General features: G+C 49.7%; 8 protein-coding genes. All 8 read right to left on the bottom strand.

Annotated features, from left to right (window positions below):
- Positions 1–9 precede the first annotated feature (9 nt).
- A complete protein-coding gene (locus QZT80_RS17425; protein WP_295124841.1) occupies positions 10–3,135 on the bottom strand; it encodes a TonB-dependent receptor in 3,126 nt (1,041 codons plus the stop codon).
- Between the two features lie 202 nt (positions 3,136–3,337).
- Positions 3,338–7,399 (bottom strand): hybrid sensor histidine kinase/response regulator transcription factor, encoded by a 4,062-nt coding sequence (locus QZT80_RS17420; protein ID WP_295124838.1) that lies wholly within the window; start codon positions 7,397–7,399, stop codon positions 3,338–3,340.
- A gap of 68 nt (positions 7,400–7,467) precedes the next feature.
- Entirely contained in the window at positions 7,468–8,466 is a 999-nt protein-coding gene (locus QZT80_RS17415) for an AraC family transcriptional regulator (protein ID WP_295124835.1), read from the bottom strand.
- Between the two features lie 58 nt (positions 8,467–8,524).
- Positions 8,525–8,899 (bottom strand): hypothetical protein, encoded by a 375-nt coding sequence (locus QZT80_RS17410; protein ID WP_295124832.1) that lies wholly within the window; start codon positions 8,897–8,899, stop codon positions 8,525–8,527.
- Positions 8,900–9,039: 140 nt separating this feature from the next.
- On the bottom strand, positions 9,040–9,990 hold the full coding sequence (locus QZT80_RS17405) for a glycoside hydrolase family 43 protein (RefSeq protein ID WP_295124829.1): 951 nt from the start codon (positions 9,988–9,990) through the stop codon (positions 9,040–9,042).
- 141 nt (positions 9,991–10,131) lie between these two features.
- Positions 10,132–11,328, bottom strand: coding sequence for a glycoside hydrolase family 88 protein (locus QZT80_RS17400; RefSeq protein ID WP_295124827.1), 1,197 nt, complete (start codon positions 11,326–11,328; stop codon positions 10,132–10,134).
- Between the two features lie 186 nt (positions 11,329–11,514).
- Positions 11,515–13,434, bottom strand: coding sequence for an RICIN domain-containing protein (locus tag QZT80_RS17395; RefSeq protein ID WP_295124824.1), 1,920 nt, complete (start codon positions 13,432–13,434; stop codon positions 11,515–11,517).
- A 47-nt stretch (positions 13,435–13,481) separates the two neighbouring features.
- The coding region (locus QZT80_RS17390) for a cellulose binding domain-containing protein (RefSeq protein ID WP_295124821.1) at positions 13,482–17,282 on the bottom strand (3,801 nt) is incomplete at its 5' end.

Here is a 17,282-nt window from a genome sequence, read left to right as displayed (position 1 = left end):
TTTTAAAATTTAGAAGCTCACATTTACACCCACGTTAATAATCTTCTGCTGCGGATAAAACTGTCCGCTGCCGCTATTACCTTCCGGATCGTAATCTTCCACTTTGGTAATGGTGAACAGGTTAAACGCGTTCACGTACAGGCGGGCCGATTGCATACGCAGCCTGCTCAGTTTCTGCACGGGCAGGTTGTAACCCAGCTCTATGTTTTTCATACGCAGGAAAGCGGCATTATCCAGCCAGAAAGTATTGTTATACTGGCCCCCGTTCACGGATGCAGAAGCACGGGTATCTACCCTCGGATAACTGCCATTGGTATTGGTAGGGCTCCAGCGGTTATCGGCCCAGGAGCTGTAGAAGTTACCTACTGTACCAGATTCCGGCAGTACGTACTGGCTCACTTTCGCCTGACCTGCCAGCACCATCGAGAGATCGAAATCGCCGTAACCGAGTGATAGTACGGCACCGTAAGTGATCAGCGGGATGTTACCATATTCGCTGCGAACCTGGTCATCCGCGCTGATTTTACCGTCTTTATTATAGTCTTCATAAATGAGGTCACCGGGCTGTGCGCCGCTAAGGTGAACTGTTTTATCAATTTCTTCCTGTGTGCGGTAGATGCCAATGGCCCTGTACAGCAGGTAAGTATTTAAAGGATGGCCTGTCTGGCGCTGGTACGACAGTACACCAGGGGCTTCATCTATAAATTCGATATTGCTTTTTGCATAAGTGAAGTTACCGGACACACCGTAGTTCCATTTACCGTTACGGTTGCTGTAACCCAGTGTAGCTTCCACACCTTTGCTGCTTACTTTACCGATGTTTTCGGAAGGAACCAGCGGATCGGCGTTAAACGGATTTACGATACCGGATACAAATGGAATAGAGGCATTGCGCACTGCCAGGATGTTAGAACGTTTCTGGTTAAAGTAGATGAACTCGAAGTTAAAGTTGTTAAACACCCGGCCTTCGATACCTACGTCCGTTTTACGCGCATCTTCCCAATGGATATTATTATTGGCCAGTTTTGTTAAATCAAGTCCAGGCACGATTACCGGGCCATCGCCTGTATTTACCACGAACTGGTTCTTTAGAGAGTAGTTGGTAAAGTACTGGAACAAACCTACGTTATCGTTACCCAGCGCACCATAAGAACCGCGTAATTTCAGATCGTTCACAAAACTTACACCGCTGAACCAGGTTTCCTTAGAAATTCTCCAGCCCGCAGACACGGACGGGAAGTAACCATACTGGTTGCCTTTAGGGAAAGTGGAAGACCCATCGATACGCATCTGTACTTCGGCCAGGTATTTTTCATCATAATCGTACGCTACTTTACCGAAATAACTTTTACGGGTAAAGCTGTAGCTGCTGCCGCTGTTATCCCTGTCGGTTGCGGCTGTACCGCCCTGGGACAGCTCCGGCGTGAGTGTACTGAGATAGTTGATGCGTGTGGCACCAAAGTTTTCGCGGGCAATCTTACTCTGTTCGTACCCAACAAAAGTGCTGAGGTGATGCACACCGAAAGCACGCTGATAATTCAGTTTGATGTTATAAGTAGCCTGGGTAAGATTCTGCTGGCTTTCGGTTAAGGTAGCTTTGTTGTTAGAGCCGCCTACGATACGCGACTCGTATATGCCCGTATTCTTGTTATAGCTGTATAACAGGTAAGGCGTAGCGAAGGCTTTGGTGAATGACCATGATTTATCGAATGCGGCAAACCCGTCGATCGACAAACCAGGTACGGCAGCAATGTTGTAACTGCCTTTCAGGATACCGTTAAATACCTGTGTTGGATTTTTGCTGAGACCACCTGCATCGGTAGCCATCATAATGGGGTTGTTACCCTCTATACCGGTAGAAGGCAGGCCGTTTGGATAACGGGCAGCCAGCGTAGGGTAGGCCCTGTAAATAGAACGGAAAATATCGCCCGCACCTGTTGTAGGGAAACGGCGGTCTTCCTGGCGGCCAGAGAGGTAAAGGCTTACTTTGAAGTCTTTGGTCACATTGGCATCTATGTTAGAACGGAAATTATATTGCTTATACTTCGTTGCCCCGTCCTCATACAAACCATCCTGATAAAGCGTACCGGCCGACAGGAAGTAACGTACGTTATCGGTACCACCTGCAATGGAAACGTTCGCCTGGTTCTGCAAGGCTGTTTTCTTCAGCGTCGCATCTGTCCAGTCGGTGTTAGGATAATTTAAAGGATCGCTGCCGTTGCCGAACTTAGTGATCTCTTCGGCAGTGTACTGCTGGTTCATACCACCTGCCTTATTGTTGTAGTAGGCAATTTCGTTCGCAATAGCAGCGTAAGTGGCGGCATCGGCCATTTTGGGCAAACGGGTGGGAGAAGAAAAGCCCTGGTTAAAACTGGCATTGATCACTGGCTTACCTGTTTTACCACGTTTAGTAGTAATAAGGATAACACCGTTCGCCGCACGGCTTCCGTAAATAGCGGCCGAAGCGTCTTTCAGTACGGAGATGCTTTCGATATCGTTAGGGTTCAGCCTTTCAAGGCCGCCTACCTGACCCGGCACCCCATCTACCACGATCAGTACATCGTTGTTACCGGTAGTGGCCAAACCACGAATGGTGAAAGAAGAACCGTCATAACCCGGCTCACCGCCACGGTTATTGATCACGATACCCGAAAAACGACCGGCCAGTGAGTTAGACACGTTCGGTTGCGGGCTTTTTATGATATCGGCGCCTTTCACCTGGGAAATGGAACCGGTGAGGGTGGCTTTGCGCTGGGAGTTGTATCCCACCACTATCACCTCACCCAGTTTGGCATCTTCTGCTTCCAGGGTAACGTCTACCTGCCCGGAGGCCGGCACCGCAACTTCCTGGCCCAGGAAACCGATGAAGGTAAATACTAACGTAGCATTTGCCGGGGCATTTAATGTGTACTTACCCTGGCTGTTGGTAGTGGTGCCGGTATTGCTACCTTTTACCGCCACTGTTACCCCGGGCAATGGTCCGTCGGCAGATTTAACCGTACCGCTCACAGGCGACTGTGCAAACGTGGTAAGGCCGGACAATAATAGTAAGGAGAGGAAAATGAACTGGCGAAATCCCTGGCGGCATATCTGTATAGCCGAAGGACTACGATCTGGTTGTAATCGTTTCTTCATTGTTACGCGGAATTTAATTTTGGTTACGTGGTGGTACAAACCTGCCGGTCCTTTTTGGGCGAATAGCAGTGTTTGTCCGAAAGCTAAGGTAACACCATACAGGGGGGACGAATGGTGGGCCAGCTATTAAAATAAGGGGGGTAAATTGCTTTACCCCCTATTTTAATATCCGTATGATCTAATTGAAAATGAGCGAGTTAATCTATTTACCCCCTTCCGGACGGATAAGATTGAGATCAAGGTTGAAGGACTGCCTGTACTTTTTAATGTATACAGATGGCGTGATGCCGAACAGTTTTACGAACTGTTCACGGAAGTACCGGCTGTCGCCAATACCTACCTGGAAAGCGGCCTGGTTAACGTTCATATTCTCCCTGATCATGAGTACCGCCGCCCTCCGTATCCTGATGGACCGGATAAAGGCATTGGGCGACTGACCGGATACGTGTTTAATTTTAGCATACACGGTGGAGCGACTCATTCCCAGCGACTTACAAAATTTCTGCACAGTAAAATCTTCCGTATCGAGGTTAGCTTCCACCACCTGGATGCACTGCTCCATGAACTCCTTATAGGCGGCGGGTACCTTGGCCGAGGTTTGCTGAAGCGTAATGCTATCGAAAAAGAACTGCTGCACCAGGTTCCGGTTTTTTAGCACCGTTTCTACCCGGGCCATCAGCAGTTGGCTGTCGAAGGGTTTGGTAATATAGTCGTCGGCACCGCCTTCCACGCCCTCCAGCCGACTGCCCGGCGAAGAGGCAGCTGTTAATAGTATAACGGGGATATGGCCTAATACTGCGGAGGCTTTCACCTGGCGGCATAACTGCAATCCATCCATCCCTTCCATATTTACATCACTAAGGATAAGGTCGGGCAGGTTGCTGTTTGCCAGTTCGAAACCTTCTACACCGTCGGCGGCGGCAAACACATAATATTTATCCTTGAACAGGTGGAGCAGGTATTGCCTTACCTCCTGGTCGTCGTCTATTATTAATATGGACTTACGTTCGGTAACAAACTCCCGGACCGACCTTCCCTCCTCGGGGCCATCTGTATTTGTAAGCGGCACCGGGGTTTCCTCTACCAGTTCCTCCAGCAACTGACGGGCACCATCCGAAGGCTGGTTGATAAAAACAGGCTGCGCGCCTTCCAGGCCTTTTGGCAGAGAGATGGAGAATACCGTGCCTTCGTTTAGTTTACTATCTACGCTCACCGTGCCCTTATGGCTATCCACGAAGTGTTTTACCAGGTACAATCCGATACCAAAGCCACCTTTCTGTCCTCTTGCAGCGGTGGTACGGTGGAACTTCCCGAATATATGCTCCCTGTCTTCCTCCGCAATACCACAACCACTGTCACTTACACTGATGTGTACATCTTCCTCCCCATCTTCCAGCAATAATAAGATAGTGCCGCTGGCAGGTGTAAACTTAAAAGCATTCGACAACAAGTTGAACAGGGCGATCTCTATCTTTTCATAATCGGCCCTCACCCATACTTCGCTGGCGGGCGGACGGAACTGGTAATGAATATGCCGGGAGGCGGCCTGCTGGCTAAAACACTGGAACACCTCTTCACAGAGACCTATAATATTAAAACCAGAAAGCTTAAGTTCATCGGCACCCGAGTCGGCCTGGCGGAACAGCAGCAACTGATCAACAAGGCTGAGCAGGCGGCGTGCGTTCCTGTAGGCGACCGTCAGTTCCAGGTCGGCCGATTGCTGCAGGCGATCTTTAAGCGGGTTAATGATCAGCGAAAGCGGGGTGCGGAACTCGTGGGATACATTCGTAAAAAACGACAGTTTCTTTTCCGCTAACTCCTTGTCTTTCAAATTCTCCAGGTGCGCCAGTTTGATTTCGAATTTCAGTCTTTCCTGCTTACGCGTGTAACGTACGTAGGAAAAAATGCTACCGAAAATAAACAACAGGTAAGCGATGTACGCCCATACCGTGCGGTACCACGGTGGCAGCACCGTTACCCGGACCAATGTTGTTTCCGGGCTCCAGCCAAAACCTGGCTGCGAGGCTTTTACTTTAAACAGGTAATCGCCCTCCTGCAACCGGGAGTAGTTGGCCGTGCGACTATCATCGATGAAGTTCCAGCTCTTATCCCACCCTTCCATAAAGTAGGCATACCTGATTTTATCGGTACCCGAGTAATCCAGCGCCACGAAGTCGAGCGATAATACCGCCTGGTTGAACGGCACCGTAATGCGACTGATCATTTCCACGTTGCGGCCGGTTATGTAGCCAGGCCTCTTTTCTATCGGTTCGTTATTGATGCGCAGGGCATTGAGGAATATCGAAGGGCTGCGTTTAGCGGTAAAAACACTATCGGGGTTAAAGAGGTTGAAGCCGTTTATGCCGCCGAAAACGAACTGGCCGGACGAGAGGGCCAGGGCCGCATTAAAGCTGAACTGATTGCTCTGCAACCCATCCGACTCGGTGAATAAGTCGACCGATGCCGTAGCCGGGTTAAACTTGACGATGCCGTTATAGGTACTCAGCCAGATGTTGCCCTTACTATCTTCCAGCATTCTTAATATAGTGTTGCTGGGCAGGCCATCGGCAGTAGTAAATTGCCTGTATTTCCCGGTCACCTTATCGAACAATAACAACCCTGCGCCCTGCGTACCCAGAAAGAACTGGCCTTTACGCGTTTCGTGAATGCAGCGTACGGGGTGACCGATCGGGAAGAACTGGTGTTTTTTCCGCTCCCGGTCTATCCGTACCAGCGAAGTATAGTTCCCTGCCCACAGCTCTCCTGCACGGTCTTCGGCAATACATTGCAGGTTCAGGATTGCCGTATCGAAAATCTCAAACTTATTTAAGGAGCGGTTAAAGCGATAAATACTGCCGTCGTTAGTAGCACTTGCCCATACATCTTTGCGGCGGTCTTCGTACACCGTCCAGGCATTTGCCTCTTCGCGGCTGGTGGAAGGATTGAACAGTGTAAAGTGTTCGAACTGCCGGCTGTTATGTTTCAGCCGGTTAATACCACCGAACCAGGTAGATATCCATATATCCTGTTGCGAATCCCTGGCGAGATTCGTAATAAAGTTACTGCTGATAGAAGCCGGATTACGCGGATCGTGGCGGTATTCCTCGTACGTGTTCCGTTGCATATCCCAGTAACGCAGGCCCGCGCCGTCGGTACCAATAAACAGTTTATGCTGCTCATCTTCACAAAAAGAAAGAATAAAATTATCCGCGATGGTGTTTTTACCCTTACCACTATATACCACGTTACGGAAAGGCAACGGCCGCGATTCAATAATATTGAGGCCACCACGCAACGTACCAATCCATTTACGCTCATCGCGATCGACATATACCGCGTACACCGCGTTACTGTTAATTTGCGGCGACTGTGGATTTTCTGAGAAGGGCCTTGCCACCAGCGCTCCTTTAAACAGCTGGTACAACACCGCGCCATCGCAACCGATCCACAGTACCTGTTGTTTATCAAAACAAAGGCTGATGACCGAACTTTTTACCGGCATATAGTTATGCCTGAAACTTCGATCTGCTGCATTATAAAACACAAGGTCCGTATCGGTACCAATCCAGAGGTTGCCCTCTGCATCGCCCTTCATGGTATTGGCATGTTTAATGGCAGCCGTTACCAGGTGCAGTTTGTTGGCGGTGGCATCGTAAAGGTATAGCCCCTGGCTTTCGACACATACCCAGGTGCGGTTACGTACCGGATCATATTCGATGGCGTGTACATGGTAATTGCCTGTTGCCCCGGCGGCCGTTTGCAGGGCTACCTGTTTGCCCGGTGTGGTGGCATTGTCAAACACCACCAGACCATTACGCTGAGATCCGATCAATACCTTGTTACCCGCAATTGTTTTGATGGCCGATACCTCACCGGTGACAGGCAACACAGCCCCCTTAACAGAACGGTAGCGGGGAAGAGAAAATGCTGCCACCCGCGGATCGTAAAGGTTTAAACCGTTTTGAGTACCTACCCATATATTATGCAGGCTATCGCCTTCGAGGCTGTATACATTATTGGTAGATAAAGAAGTGCTGTCGCCGATCACATTCCGGAATACCCGGAAGCTGTAACCATCATAGCGGTTAAGGCCGTCGTAGGTGCCTATCCACATAAAACCGTGATGGTCCTGGTAGATGGTTGTAACGGCATTGTTCGATAAACCCTGCCCTATGCCGAGGTAACGAACAGGCAGTCCGTCTGCCATAGCAGGCAGCGAAGCAAATAGAAATAACGTGGCAGTAATAATAGATTTGGCAAACATCCCGCTGATTTTGGCACTACATCTCATCAAAATATAGCACTTTTTGCGGGAAGGGCAAAAATACTGCGCTACAGGCTTTCCCTGTATCCGGAAGGCGTTTTACCTGTCCAGCGTTTAAATGCCCGGAAAAACGCCCGTTGCTCCTTGTATCCGAGAATGAACGCTACGTCTTTTGCCTGGAAGCTTGCGGACTGCAAATAGCTTAGGGCCAGCGCCTTTCTTACATCATCCAGTACTTCGAGGTAAGTACTGCCTTCATCTTTTAGCCTACGCTGTAAACTACGGCTGCTCATATTAAAGTTGGCGGCTACATCGTCCAGCGAAGGAGAGTTTAAGAAGGAGTTAGTAAGCAGGTAATTGTAGATGCGCGTTCTGAACACACTGCCCTCCTGCCCCCTTCTGAGTTGTTCTACTTTTTGCAGCAGATGATGATGGAGGTCATAATTGGCAGATAATATCGGTAAGTCCAGCGCCTTGTTATCAAACGTAATACTATACTCGTCGGAGTTACCGTGTACCTGGCAACGGAATGTCCTGTTGTATTCGGCCACGTTGATCTCGCGGGCGAAGCGGGCTCGAAGCGGTTGCAGTTTTTGCAACAGGAGGCCGTCCAGTTCATGCACGGTGAACACCATCAGGAAATCGGCCATGTGCCTGAAGGTAGCAGGATATGTTTTGGCAGAAGCGCTATCCTCTATCAGTACCAGCGTAACATTGCCTTTGCCGTGTTCCAGCCGGAGGGTGAACATATCCGTCAATAAATGAATTAAGCCGCCGGCATGTGTAACCGCTTCTCCTATTGTGTTACTGGTTTGGATGATTTGCCCCACCATGCCAAGCGCGGCCAACTGCATGGCCTCACCGAAGTGTAAGCCGAACAATGGATCTTTAGCGGCATGAGCCGCGTTGTTCCAGAGCTTTTCTACCTGCGCATTAGTGAGCGGGGGCGCAATATCTTTGGTGATGTCCTTTATGCCCGACCGCTCGCATAATTCCGCCACCGGCACATCTCTTTGCGCAGCATAAGCCAGCAGGGCCAGTATAAATTTCTTTCGAAAGTCTTCCATAATCCCATTTTAGGGAAGCCCGGGTTTAACCGGGACTTCCTGTAGAAAAATAAGCATTTTAGTTTAAAACCGCCTTAAGGCCTTGGCGTTGCAGAAAGGCCATAAGTCCTACCCAACAAGCTACCATAGCAATAGCAGCAATACCAATCGCCGACAGCGATGAACCGGCGAGGGCGATCAATAACACACTGCCTAACACCCAGGTGATATCGAGTGTGGTAATGAGTTTTACAATGCCTGCCCTGCGATTAAGTGCAGCGAAGATCACCAGTATTGAAAAAAGTACGAGGAAGATGCCCGTTTCGCGGACGATGGGTGTGGCACCGGCGACGCCGAGAAGCGTAGCTGCCTGTGGAGCGAAAATAACGAGCCCAAGCCCCGTGATGCCTGAACTGATACCGTTTACGAACAAGGTGGTTTTAAGTGGTAACATATGATGAAGGTTTTAATGATTTAATACCTCAAAGTTACCACCACGTCGCGCCAGGCCGGTATCATCACGCGCCAGATCTTTATCATTTCGCGCCAAAAAAAGAGGGCCGGAATTACATCCGGCCCTTCTGTGTTACTTGGTTATTTACCCCATTGCTTCAGCAACCGCTTCTGCTCTGCCTTTGTGATCGGCATCACCGTGCCGTGCCGGGGGTGAAAGTCCATACTCACCAGCGAATCCATCACCGTGAAGCGTTGAAAATCGTTGGTTTTTACGAACTGGTAACGACCCTTGGTGTATAGGTCGTACATCAGGATATAGTCATTGCTTTTATTCAGTTTAAAAACGCCCGAGCCCTCTACCGGGTGGGTGGTTTGCTGGATGTAAGGCTCCTGCATAACATAACCTTCCGTCAGGTTATCAGACACTGCGATCTTGATACCCGGTGTGCTGCTTTCAGTTTTGAAGAAGAGGTAGAACTTACCTTCTTTCTCAATGATATCACCATCGATACAGGCCTGGTTGGCAGGATTGAAGAACAGCTGTTTCGGCTCCGTTTCCAGGTTGGTAAAATCCATATCAGCGTAAGCGTAATAAATCTTATCCGGATCGCTGCCGTGTTTCATTGACCAGTAGATCATGTATTTACCTGCTTTGGCATCGTAAATAGTTTGCGGCGCCCACACCCTCAGCAGGTTTTCGTTACCGGGGAACCGTGTGGGAATATGCACAACCTTAGAGGTCCAGTTAATAAGATCGGTAGATTTCATCAGTATCATGGCCCGGTTAGAACTCCATCCTTTGGCAGATACCATATCGGTAACCACCATATAAAAAGTTTTCCCATCGGCACCGCGCAGGATGTGCGGATCACGAACACCACCGGTGGAACTGATTTTGGCAGAACTTATTACCGGGTTATTATGGTTTAATGCCTTGTATTTATAACCGTCCGTACTCAACGCGAAACGGATGGCTTCGCCGGCGTTATCATTGCCTGTAAAATAGGCGAACAGGTAAGCGGTCGTTGGCTTCTGGCCCATGGCGAGCGATGGTGCTGCCAGGCAACATGCTAAAATAAATTTCTTCATAACTGCTTCTAAACGGTACATTTCACATTCATCAAATCCCTGGTCAATTGAAATCGGATCACTCAGTGTTAAGTGTCAAATTAACAGTAATATCCGAAATAACCATCACCTCTCATCAAAAGATTTAAAACAGTTATTATTTTATTTGCTTTCCTTCAATTTTTTCAGGCGCAGCAGTGCTTCCATATAATAATAATCTCCGTAAATAATAGAGGCATCAATTTCGCCACCGTTGGGTTTGTGACCGGTGGCATGCAGCAGCAGTGCATCATTTACTTTACGGCTCTGGTATTGGGGAGATGATAAAGAGGTAAGCATAGCCTCCGCTTTATCGCGATAGTACGCCGCTTTTTGTTTATCCGCTACCAATGTACTCAGCTCTACCAGCGCCGAGGCCGTAATAGCCGCAGCCGAGGCATCTTTAGGCGCACCGGGAATACCCGGGGCGCTGAAATCCCAATAAGGTACCAGATCTTCGGGCAGGCGCTCCAGGAAAACGTCGGTCACTTTTTGTGCAAAATCGAGGAAACGTGCATCCTTTGTTTCGCGGTACACCATCGTATACCCATAAATGGCCCATGCCTGTCCCCTCGCCCACATACTGCTGTCGGCATATCCCTGGTGGGTGATCCCTTTGATTTTTTTGCCGGTGGCGGTATCGTATACCACTACATGATAAGAGGTATAATCAGGTCTGAAATGATTTTGCATGGTAGTGGTTGCGTGCTTTTCCGCTATGTCGTACAAGCTTTGACTCCCGCCGTTTTTAGCCGCCCAGAACAATAATTCGAGATTGATCATATTGTCCATGATCGTGTTGTGCCGCAGTGGCCAGTCTACCCCCGGCACTGCACGGGGCCAACTGAGAATAGTACCCACCTTCGGATTAAAAAGTACCGCCAGACTGTCTGCCGCGCGCAGCAGCACTCTTTTATATAATGTATCCTGCGTTAACCGATACCCGTTACCAATGCTGCAAAATACCTGGAAGCCCAGGTCGTGATCGATAGCTGCGGTGTCGGCGAGGGGAAACAGTACTGCAGAATAACGCTTTGCCTGCTCTTCCCATTTCTTATCCTGCGTATACTCGTATGCGTACCATAACATACCAGGCCAGAAACCACTGGTCCAGTCGCGGTAACTCACAAACCGCCAATCCTTTTTGCCAGCGTCAATACTCCTTGGAATGCGGTTAACATCGGTTAAGCTGCTGGTAGATTTAGATAATTGTGTAATACAATAGTCAAGTTCTTTGTCCGCTGAAAACTTTGTTGCCCGGGTGCAGGCCATTAGCAACGTTACTGACATTAACAGGATGCTTCTTCTGAGATTTATCATGATCGATTTCATTTATTAAAGTGCCTGACGTTTGCCGCTCACACGTGGATTACCATTAAAAATACGGCCCGTCCGGCAATAATTGCCCCTGCAAATTAAGCGGGGCAAACAGAAAGCAAGGGAGAGGAAACGGCCTAAAAAGGGGGACAAAATGACCAGTGGCCTATCCCTCTCCCAGCCAGGCCGCTATTGTTTTACCAGCTTCTTCGTCATCACACCCTTATCGTTCTGAATACGTACCCAGTAAATACCTGCAGGCAAACCACCCAGGTTAAACACGTGTTTATCGGTTACCACTGTTACGTTTTGTATTATCTTACCCAGCCCATCGGTTAAGGTGATCCTGGTTGCCTGTTTGTTGCCAGGCAGGGTTAAAGTTACCTGCTCGTTAGCCGGGTTAGGATATAACTGCACCTGGCTTTCGGGCAGGGCAGCCTGTAACTCCGGCGTTGCCGCCATACGGGCCGAGGAAGTACCCACCTGTACAAGTTGCCAGTGCTGATTCTTTGCATTGTTGTAAGTCCATTGGTGAATATTGACGCCATTCGTTAGCGCAGCACCATCCACATCTATAGCTTTGCCGCTGTGTACCGGCGTAATGCGGTAAAAGCCACCGCCGGCACTGCTGAAAGTAAATTTCTGATTATTGCCGCCGGTAGATTGCCACATTTGCACGTTGGCGCCGTTGGCCGTATTGCCGCTGGCTACGTCAAGGTTCTTATTGCTGCCCTGCCCTACCATGGTGTACTGCCCGCTCCCGGTGTTAGTGAGCGTCCATTGCTGGCAGGCACAATCGTTCGCCGGCCATTGGCGTACATTGGTACCGTTCGCAGTGCCATTGTTCACTACCTCCATTGCCTGGCCGCTGTGCCGGGCAAATATTTTATATACCCCGTTGGCAGGACCGCCGGCGGGCAGCGGATCGCGGGTAAAGGTGAGCGAACCAAATCCCAACTGATCAAACCCGCCGCTGTTACCACCGTAATTGCCACCGCCGCCTTCGGGACGGTGCGTAGCAGCAAAAGACGCCATACCGGGAACGGCTAAACCCATCCGGTTAGCGTAGTGATTGTACACCATTTCCCATACAGGCCGTATATTTCCCCTGCCAGCCGACGAAATAACGGTTTGCGACATTTGCGCACAGTTTTGTCCTGTGCCCCAGGTGTAAGTGGTGTAAGGCACTGTATTGCCAATATTGTATTGCGCCACATATTCTGCGCCTTTCATGAAGCGATTGTTATCGTAGCCGTACATATCATCGCCCTGGTTCCAGGCCATTTCGCAGAAAGCGCCCATCAACCCAATGCCTAATGTACCGTGTCCCTGATCGCGCCCACTCTCCTGCCACTGGCCCAAAGTGGCCGAGTGCAGGTACCAGACGGCGTGGGTGATAGAACCATTGCCTGCTCCATTCTTAAAATAGTCGATGGCCCGGTTATAGAGGTCGCGGCGATCGCACAGCACCCCGATTGCCAGTATAGACGCCATGTTACACAAATCCCAGTTTGCCCAGTAGTTGGTAATGCAGGCGTCGTTGTGGTTTAACAGGAAGTTGTCGTTGAGCGGATAAAACTCGTTTAGCATCATATCCTTAAAACGTTGAAAATCGGCCGGTGCCCATCCGCTGTAGCTGCGCATAATTTCTGCAGCATTGGCAAACTGGTAACCGTAAATACCAGCCGCCAAAAAACGGTCGGCATTACCCGTAATGTGTTTGAGCGCCAAAGACCAGCCATTCATAATAGCGATCGACTTGTTGGCATATGCTACATCGCCGGTAATTTTCCAGCGGATGGCAGTTTGATAAGCGGCTGCAATATCGTTATACAGCCGTGTGTAATTTTCACCGCTACCACCACGTCGCACCGTGTCGGCCGGATTGGGATTGTAGGTAAGCTGGGAGCGGCCATTGGCCACCAGTATATCCCAACTGCCTTTCCAGGGTTGTGCATTGGCATTAACCTTAGCGCGCATACGTGCGAAGTCGGCTTCGGTATGTAAGAGTCCCGGATGCACAAAAGCCTGTGCCTGTAGTTGCCCGGAATACGAAATCGTTAGCAGCAGCAGTACGCCGCTACAGAAGTGGGTAATTTGCTTTTTCATAACGTTGGGTTTAAAAAGGGCTGCCCGTTGCGGAGCAGCCCTGAGGGTTATTGTTTAAGAATCATCTTTGTAATAGTTTGTTTTCCATTTTTTATCCTGATAAAATAAGTGCCCCTGGGTAAGCCGTTCAGCGATAACTCCTGCGTTGTTTGCAACAGGAACTGCGTACGGTATAACTGGCCGCTGATGCCTGACACTTCTGCTGTGGCCCCGGCCGCGAGATCGGGGATGTTTATGAAAACATTGCCAGGCGTGGGGTTCGGATACACAATGATATTTACACCTACCGGCTGTGTTACCCCAACTGCCGCCTGCATTCTCGCATTAGCAGCACCGGAGTAAGGCTCTACGCCCCATATTAACTGGCCTTTGTGATAAACAGTTACGTGTTCGTTCGCAGCAAATACATTGGTGGCCGGCGCAGAATAATCGTTACCGGGCAATAGTTCGCTCCAGTTTGCCTTCGCTATACGGAACTGCATATTACCTGAATTACTAAGCGGGTAAAAGTGACCTGCCGTGGGTTTAAAGCCAAATTCAATATAATGATCAGCGCCACTGAAGACAGGATTTAACCGGTAGAAAGTGCCGTTAATCTGTGCGCTTCCTAATTGAGCATAATCCATCCAGTAATTAAGCGCAACACTATCGCCGGAGCTGAACCAGTAGCGGACGGTCAGGTCCTCGTAAGCCAGTGGCGTATTGCCCTCATTATGCAATTTCAGCCAGCTGTTAATTGTAGAAGTACCGCTGTTATTCGCGAGCGTATAAGCCTTAACAGAAGTAAACCGGGCAACCGTTACCGGCTCCCGCCCATATACCAGCTGGCCGTTTCGGTACACCGTAATTTTTTCATTGGATGTATACACATTGGCGGCGGCATAAGAATAATCGTCCGCTTCCGAGAAATTGGCCCAGTTAAGATTGGCGAGGCGTGATTGTATGACGCCGCTGTTCGCCGCAGCATCCAGGTAACCGGCACTGGAATCAAAGCGATACTCCACGTAACCGAAAGCGCCTGCCCCGGGCTGATCAAGCGGTACATAAGCCGCCTTCACTTTACTTCCCATGGCCGCATAGTCGATGAAAGCCTGCAGACCCGCATAGTTCTCCGCTGTTAACCAATACCGCATCGTCAGTTCCCTATAAGCCAGTTTTAAAGAATCGGCATTTATGAGTCGCAGGTAAGGCCTGATGCTGTTGTTAGTTTGTTGCCCGTTATCTCCATCCATATGCTGCACCTGTAACTGAAAGCCATTTACGAGCAGGGAAAGTTTTATTGTGTCGGCGCGGTATACCGCATTGCCCGGTTGTACGGCTACAAATTCCGTCATGCCTGCAGACTTTATACTTACCTGTCCGGTGTTGCTAACGGTAGCCACTGTGGTGTCGGTGCTTATATACTGAAGAGGCAAACCTGAGGATGTGGCGGCCAACAGGTTAAAGGTACTATCACCTACGCGCCTGTTTGCCAGCGCGGGCATAGTCAATATTTGCCTCACCTTCATGAAGTTATTGATTTCCGTGGCATTTAAAGCGCGGTTGTAAATGCTGAATTCATCAATAGCACCGCGGAACATCGCATCGCCGGCGAACTGCGATTTACCCAGGTAGTTTAAATTCGTAATGCCAAGAGCAGCGGGTGCAATCGTAGTATTGGTGTTGGTGGCTACCAACGTACCGTTGATATAAAGACTGGTTGTTTTACCAGCTTGCGTAACCGCCAGATGCGTCCAGGTATTAAGCGGCATGGCATAGTTATAAGTGATGCCTTGTTCTGCTCCGCCGTTTTTGATCGCGTAACGGATAGCAGCGGTGGCGCCTGCCTGTACTGTTAAGAACTGGTAATTGTTCGTTCCCCTGCCAAAGTCGAATACACGCATCCAACTTCCCAGCGCATCCATTTTTACCCATGCACCTATTGTAAAATCATTAAGCGTACTTATAAATCCCGCAGGTAAAGTTGCATAGGAATTAGCGGTACCGTCGAGCTTCAGTGCCTGCCCTTCAAAACCATTTCCACGTCCTGTAACACCGGCCAGCGATGCATGATTAGCACCCCAACTATCTATTCCCCGTGTACCCTCCTGTTCATTAAAATCCCAGTACCCAAACTGTCCTGCCCCGGGCCTTGCCCGCACTTCTGCACTGTTACCCTGTTCTATATCTCCATCTGTCCCTGATACTACGTAGTAATAAACCGCACCATTCAACACCGTAGTATCAACAAAGCGAATACCATTAACCCGGGCCAGTAGCTGGTAGGGACCACCAGGTGTTTCGGCGCGTTTAACGCTGTAAGTGTAATCCATCACCGGCTCCCATTCTATTATATTCTTACGGTCGCCCGCCGCGGCCAGCACGCCATTTACAATATTACTTTTCACCACTAATGTGAGCGTTGCCGTATCAATGGTCGTTTCATTGGCGGCAGTGAGTATGATATTAAACACACCAGCTTCGGCAGGCGTACCAGTAATAATACCGGTAACACTGTCGAGCTGCATACCCGCAGGAAGGTCCGTGGCGGTGAAATGTGCAGGCGATTTGATGGCGTTAATTTCGTAACGATGCGCCCTGCCCACCAGCGCAGTATCAGATAAAGCACTGATAATAGTTACAGGAACGATGCGATCGTCCAGCAGCACAACATCATTGCCATTGCCGCCTCTGTAGGTGATGCGGAACTGATAGCTGCCAATTGTAACAACGCCCAGCTCCGGCAACCCGTTGAAGGTACCCGACACCGCGGCAGTGCCGGTATTATCGATGATCATAAAAGAAGAACCGGCTGCCAACGTACCGTTTGCCAGTAAAGTAACAGAAAGTGCTGCCTGCTGAATATTTACGGCGGCGGCCACCACTCTGTCGGCGGTATTATTACTGAAGTTACATTCCAGGCTATAGGTAGCATCGGCCAGTAAGGCCAGCGGTCCCGTGGTGGTAAGTGTACCTATACCGTTCGCGCCAGGTTCTAACACCGCCACACCGCCTGGCATACCAGAACCGATGGTTACCGCCTTAGCAGTTCGCCCGGTACCGCCAAAGGCACCTTTTATCACCGTTACCGCACTATTGAATGTGCCTGTACTGCTGTTATTTGTTAAATGAAACTTACCCTCTCTAACCGTAGTGGCATTACTGTAAGTATGGTTCCCCGAGAACGTCATCGTACCAGTACCTACTTTATCAACAGCGATGCCACCGTTAATAGTGCCATCAAACTTAAAGTGAGTATTCAATGCACCGATGCTCATTAAAGGCGCGCCACCTGCGTTGTTACGGAAATAACCGCGACCTGTAAGCGCACCGAAATGAATGGTGCCGTTCGCAAATTGCAATCCCTGGCAATCTACCCCATTGGCATCCAGCAGCCAGGTAGCGTTGGCGCTGCCCGATTCCGGCACTTCGAAACGGAGGCGGTTATTGCCGCTGCGTAAAACATTGATGAAGGTACCTTTAAAACTGCTGTTATCGGCCCAGAGGTGTAAACCTGCATAGGTATTACCATCTGCCCGTAAGGTACCGCTACCTGTTAATCTGCCCCGCAGGTGCAGTGCATATGATGTGGTAAACAGGTAACCAATATCGCCCGCCGCCACATCAATCTCGTTATAGATGGTAGCATCGCCATGGGAAGAATATAACGCACCTCCCTTCATTACGACTTTGCTTTTTCCTAACGGACCGGTAACTGGCAAACCCGGCGTTCCCGTACCGCTGCCTGTAATACCAATCGCATTGGTTACCGGCCAGTTGCCCGCCTGGCCACCAATCACCGTGTTACCAGTGTAAATATTGTTCCCCGAAAGGAATAACATACCGCTACCGGTTTTGTAAATACCACC

Source organism: uncultured Chitinophaga sp., from assembly GCF_902168175.1.
GTDB lineage: Bacteria > Bacteroidota > Bacteroidia > Chitinophagales > Chitinophagaceae > Chitinophaga.
The sequence above is the reverse complement of the archived record's forward strand: the minus strand, read 5'-3'. Positions and strand labels throughout refer to the sequence as shown.

Bases quoted from the DNA above. Each gene is read 5' to 3' on its own strand.
- QZT80_RS17425 (WP_295124841.1), bottom strand. From the start codon at position 3,135: ATGAAGAAACGATTACAACCAGATCGTAGTCCTTCGGCTATACAGATA.
- QZT80_RS17420 (WP_295124838.1), bottom strand. From the start codon at position 7,399: ATGTTTGCCAAATCTATTATTACTGCCACGTTATTTCTATTTGCTTCG.
- QZT80_RS17415 (WP_295124835.1), bottom strand. From the start codon at position 8,466: ATGGAAGACTTTCGAAAGAAATTTATACTGGCCCTGCTGGCTTATGCT.
- QZT80_RS17410 (WP_295124832.1), bottom strand. From the start codon at position 8,899: ATGTTACCACTTAAAACCACCTTGTTCGTAAACGGTATCAGTTCAGGC.
- QZT80_RS17405 (WP_295124829.1), bottom strand. From the start codon at position 9,990: ATGAAGAAATTTATTTTAGCATGTTGCCTGGCAGCACCATCGCTCGCC.
- QZT80_RS17400 (WP_295124827.1), bottom strand. From the start codon at position 11,328: ATGATAAATCTCAGAAGAAGCATCCTGTTAATGTCAGTAACGTTGCTA.
- QZT80_RS17395 (WP_295124824.1), bottom strand. From the start codon at position 13,434: ATGAAAAAGCAAATTACCCACTTCTGTAGCGGCGTACTGCTGCTGCTA.